Annotated in this window: 6 protein-coding genes; 3 read left to right on the forward strand and 3 right to left on the reverse strand. The window is 36.2% G+C overall.

Going from position 1 to position 5,197, the window contains the following annotated elements; translation table 11 throughout:
• Positions 1-141 precede the first annotated feature (141 nt).
• Positions 142-333 carry a hypothetical protein gene (locus AC1DJR_RS16550; protein WP_044741124.1) on the reverse strand — a complete coding sequence of 64 codons (192 nt, stop codon included), beginning with the start codon at positions 331-333 and terminating at the stop codon, positions 142-144.
• 34 nt (positions 334-367) lie between these two features.
• On the opposite strand from AC1DJR_RS16550, the gene AC1DJR_RS16555 reads away from it, so the two are divergent.
• Both AC1DJR_RS16555 and AC1DJR_RS16560 read left to right on the forward strand, forming a co-directional pair.
• The gene (locus AC1DJR_RS16555) at positions 368-1,474 is read left to right on the forward strand and encodes a metallophosphoesterase (RefSeq protein WP_477003048.1); all 1,107 of its coding nucleotides are present in this window, start codon (positions 368-370) and stop codon (positions 1,472-1,474) included.
• Between the two features lie 133 nt (positions 1,475-1,607).
• A complete protein-coding gene (locus tag AC1DJR_RS16560; protein ID WP_477003049.1) occupies positions 1,608-2,585 on the forward strand; it encodes an HD domain-containing protein in 978 nt (325 codons plus the stop codon).
• Positions 2,586-2,627: 42 nt separating this feature from the next.
• Here AC1DJR_RS16560 and AC1DJR_RS16565 read toward each other — a convergent pair whose 3' ends face one another.
• Together AC1DJR_RS16565 and AC1DJR_RS16570 are read right to left on the reverse strand one after the other, a co-directional pair.
• A complete protein-coding gene (locus AC1DJR_RS16565; RefSeq protein ID WP_477003050.1) occupies positions 2,628-3,752 on the reverse strand; it encodes an anti sigma factor C-terminal domain-containing protein in 1,125 nt (374 codons plus the stop codon).
• Between the two features lie 5 nt (positions 3,753-3,757).
• Entirely contained in the window at positions 3,758-4,243 is a 486-nt protein-coding gene (locus tag AC1DJR_RS16570) for an RNA polymerase sigma factor (RefSeq protein ID WP_429687835.1), read from the reverse strand.
• 137 nt (positions 4,244-4,380) lie between these two features.
• On the opposite strand from AC1DJR_RS16570, the gene AC1DJR_RS16575 reads away from it, so the two are divergent.
• The coding region (locus tag AC1DJR_RS16575; protein WP_477003051.1) for an AraC family transcriptional regulator at positions 4,381-5,197 on the forward strand (817 nt) is incomplete at its 3' end.

Below are 5,197 nucleotides of genomic sequence, written 5' to 3' on the forward strand. Positions count from 1 at the left end.
GGTGAGGTGAGTTTGTATACGTACATCCGAGAGAAGTGAAGGTGTTTATTCCGGAGGATTTTGTGATTTAATAGTGAAAAGCCACACCTATATGAGTATTTATAGGTGCGGCTTTTCTTTGTTTACGTGAATGTCTGATTTTTATATATTCCGCCTCATCAATTCCCCAACCTGCGTCGCAATAAACGCAACATCAATGTCAATTTCATCCAACACGTAAGATTCTAAAATGCCCATTACAGCCGTTCCTAAAAACTTTAAAACGATGTGTTTATCAATGTTTTTATTGTGAAGATTGATGTGCTTAATATTTACGTTAAACGTGCATAACAAGTTATAATAGAAGAAATCAATAAGGAGGCTGGTTGTGAAGAATCTTCGTTATTTCAATATATTTACTATGTTACTTGTATACACACTACTTATGTTTTACATCGGCTGGAACGGATGGGTTTGGCTCAGTACGGTGTTCGGCTGGGAATCTTGGGGATATTACGCTTTCGTAGTTGGCTTCATTTCATATGCGTATATTCTCGTACAAGTGTTTAAATTCCTTCCTTTCCTGCGAACGGTCGGTTCAATTTGGTTTGCGGTTATACAATACGCGCTTATGTTATTGCCGTTAGCCGATATTACAGTTTTCCTTCTACAGTTTTCAATGGAGAAAGAGACGGCAATTGTTTGGACAGGATCGGCCGTTTTACTTGCGTTCATCTTTATCTTTGCGTATGGAGTATTCAACGCATATAGTCCAGTAGTAAGAAAGTACGAAGTGCACATACCGAAAAAAGTAGAAGGGCGTAAAAGTTTACGCATTGCGATGGCCTCTGATATGCATTTCGGTAAACTGTCTGGAGTTGCTCATTTAAAGAGACTCGTTCGTCATGTAAATGAAATGAAACCCGATATTATTTTACTGCCGGGTGATATTATCGATGATCATCCAGGTGTGTTCATTCAGAAAAATATGGGACCAATCATGAAACAGATGAAAGCTCCATTAGGCGTATATGGTGTGTTAGGAAACCATGAATATTACGGCCGAGCTGTTCCTGAGTTTTTACAAGAGATGGATAAGATTGATATTCGTATTCTTTTAGATGAAGTCATTACAATTGAAGATGATTTTTATCTCGTTGGAAGAAGGGATAAAACAGAGCGAGATCGTCAAAGCTTTGAAAATCTAATGAGTACGGTAGATAAATCGCTTCCTGTTATCGCAATGGATCACCAACCATTTGAATTAAAACAAGCAGCGGACGCCGGCGTTGATTTATTATTATCCGGTCACACGCATCGCGGACAAATGGCGCCGAACCATATTGTGACGAGAAGAATGTACGAACTAGACTGGGGATACGCACAAAAAGGTGCATTCCACGCAATTGTTTCTTCTGGATTTGGATTCTGGGGACCACCGCTTAGACTGKGAAGTAGATCTGAGATTGTGCAGGTTGAAGTTACATTTGAATAGGATTGTGAAATAGAGAGCTGAGTGCTCTCTATTTTTTAATTTAAAGGTACAAAATATTCGAGTGAAGTTCTTTATTTACTCTCTGAAAAAAGAGATACTATAAGAAGACTCTGCTTGAAAAGGGGGATTTTAAGTGATCATATTAGATGTCATATACGGTGAGTCTAAAGTAGATAAAGTGTTAGAAGAATTAATTTTAAGTAAACATGTGCAAAGGCTGAAAGGGGTTCATCAGGCCGGAGCAAGTTACTTAATGAATGAGAAATGGAATGTAACGCGCTTTGATCATTCAGTTGGTGCTATGTTGTTAATTAAAAAACTTGGTGGTTCAGTAGAAGAACAGATTGCTGGTTTACTACATGATGTATCGCATACTGCTTTTTCCCATGTGATCGATTACGTTTTTGATAACAAAAATGAAAGTTATCATGAAGAAATATTTAGTTCTGTCGTGAAAAACTCGGAAATCCCGGCGATTCTTTCAAAACATGGTTATAACTATGAAGATATTTTGTTAGATGATTCGAAGTGGACATTACTTGAAAAATCTGCGCCAGAATTATGTGCAGACCGAGTGGATTACACATTGAGAGATATGTATACATATGGATATATTTCTTTAGAAGAAGCTCAAGACTTTTTAAATGATTTAATCGAAGTTAATGGGAAAATGGTTCTTCAAAATATTGAAATTGCAGAATGGTTTACGAAGACGTATTACAAAGAAGTAATCGATTTCTTTATGAAACCAATGAATATTTATGGAAACGATATGTTAGCTAAAACGTTAAAATTAGCTCTTCATAAAAAGGTTATTCATGTAGATGATTTTCTTCTCGAAGATGATAAGCTTATAGAGAAATTGCAGCTATGTAAAGATACAGAAGTACGTGCTTTATTAAGCAAAGTTCATCCGAATGTAAAAGTAGAAGAAGATAGAAATGATTATGATCTATATCAGAAAAATAAAGTACGTCTTATTGATCCTCCGTTACTTCATGAAGGGGAAGTTGTTCAATCGTCTATTGTGTCAGAAAACATAAGACAGATGAGCGATATCGCTTATGAAAAAGCAGTAAGAGGGATGTATGTGAAAGTGATTTCTGAGTAAAAAAGGTAGAGCATCCAATAGGGATGCTCTACCTTTTTCTCATTAATGATCAAACCAATTCCAAACCTCAATATCTCCAAGAGTAGCATAACGTATGTGAGGGGAATTTTGTAATTTTAATAACTCTTTCGACGGCCCAGTAATGACAATKCCGTATACTTTKACGCCGTTATCTTTTACATAYTKATARCGTTTATCTAAGTTTAGTTCKYTYTCAGGAAGCAYAGCWAYTKTRCTTACMGTTTTTTTATGTGTAGAAAGAATACGCATCATTTCAATTACTTTGTCTTCTTGCGGTTTCTGTTTTTCTGTTTCATCATCAAGGAATCTTATATGTTCTGGAAAGCCTATAAAGTCGCTTCCAGATAGTATGAAATCTTCTTCATTTATTCTTTCTTGTCCTGTATCTAAAGCGTACCATACAGGAGTTGGAGGCAGTTCTTGTGCTTCGAATATGCTATATAAAAGCGGTTCTAATTCTTTTAAAGTGTAAGTTTTATCAAAAGAAATTGCTACTTCTGCAACGGTTCCATCATGTACTTTTGCAAGTGTATCCCATACTTTTTTTGAGGAATCCTTTAAATAATCACCCTGCTTTGTTTTGGGATGAACAAAGAAGAGTTTTGGTTGATAGAACGGATTCATCCAAGTTTGTTTCGTGACATCTACAGATGATAAGAAGCTTTTTGTTTCTACTGTACCGAGTGGCATTTCTTTTTTACCGACGGTTCTTACTAAATCGAAGCTGCTGTTCGTACGGAAAAAAGCTTCTACACTTGTTCCGCCCCCCATAACACGGCTATTTGGGATAGTTGCCTCAAGTGCAAGCGAAGGAACTTCTCTAATTTCTTCTAGCCTTTTATCATTATTAGCTTGAAAATAAAAGGCTGATAATACCCCGCCGATTATATATATAACGATGCAAATGGATAATATAAAACCAAACGTTTGCAACCGATGTTTCCACTTAATTCTCCAAAAAGGAACTTTAAGATCTTTTGGCGGTAATTTTTTCTTTACGGGTTCACTCTTCGCAAGCAATTCATCTAAATGAGCTTCACATTCTGCACAAGTTTCTATATGACTTTCTAACTGTTCTTGTTCGTCATGTGTGAGTGTTCCTTTTTCGTATTTCGTCCACAGTTTTTTAAACTCTGCACAACCCATCTGTATCACTCCTTTATGCTTTTCGTTTCTTTTCGTCCTCGGTGTAATTCAATTTTTACTTTTGCTAACGAGAGACCAGTCATTTCTGCTATTTCCTTATAAGAGAATCCGTAGTAATCTCGTAGTAGTAACACATTTCGTCTTTCGAGCGGAAGAGAGGATATACTTTGTAACCAACTAGTAATCTCATATTTTACGAAATAAGAGTGTTCTGTACTTGGCACGTTTGGTAAATGGAATTCTTCAATTTGCGTTGTTTTATACTTCTTTTCTTTTCGGTACCAATCGATAAAGGCGTTGTAGGCGATTGTAAATAACCACGGCCTAATTTCTTCTCCTTTATAATAGTCAATATGGACGAGCATTCGGTAAAATGTTTCTTGCATGAGATCTTCAGCACAGTGAGAATCTCCGGTTAGGGAGAGAAGATAGCGAAATAAATCATGCATATGCTCTGAATAAATGTCTTCTAATGATTGTTTGCGTTTCACTACATTTCCCTCCCTTCATACATAACAACGAAATACATATAAAAAAGTTACATTTGTTTTTAGAATTATAGTAAAAAACGTCAAGAATTGGATAGAATTATCTTTTATCATAATACATATAAGGCGGGTGAACAGAGATGGAAAGCTATGAAACACAAGTTCAAAGGTCAATTGATTATATTGAAGAAGATGTAATGGAAAAACAGACGCTGCGTAATTTAGCGCGTATTGCAGGTTTTTCTGAATCGCATTTTCATCGTGTATTTCAGGCGTTAGTAGGTGATACAGTAATGGAGTATGTTCGAAAGAGGAGGTTAGCCCGGGCAGCTTATCAACTTTCTCATACGGATGAAAAAGTTATTGATATCGCATTTGAGCATGGCTTTCAATCTCACGAAACGTTCACGAGAGCCTTTAAAAAATTATTTCAAATGACACCAAGTGAATATCGAAAACAAGAAATAGAAACACCGATGTATTATAGAGTGAATGTAAAACAAAGAAAATTAAATCCATATTTAGGGGGCATACAAATGGAATATCGTATTGTAAATAAACCAGAATTTTTAATGGCGGGTTATGAGCTGAAGACGACRAGTAAAGAAGGRAAAAAYCATCAAGATATCCCTGYGTTTTGGCAAGAATATTTACAAAAAGATCTTGGAACGACGATTCCRAATCGTAAAGATACGAGCCAATGGGTAGAGCTTGGATTATGTACTGATTTTAATTTGGAAACAGGGGACTTCACTTACATTATCGGAATGGAAGTTACAGATTTTGAAAATGTACCAAATGAAGTTGCGAAGCGTACATTCCCATCCGCAACGTATGCAGTATTTACAACACCAAAAGTTCCTCATGAAGAAATGGTATCGTCTATTCATCAAACGTGGAATGCAGTATTCTCAGAATGGTTCCCGCATTCAGGATATGAACATTGCGGAGTTACAG

Source organism: Bacillus sp. 05T31 (assembly GCF_056396725.1).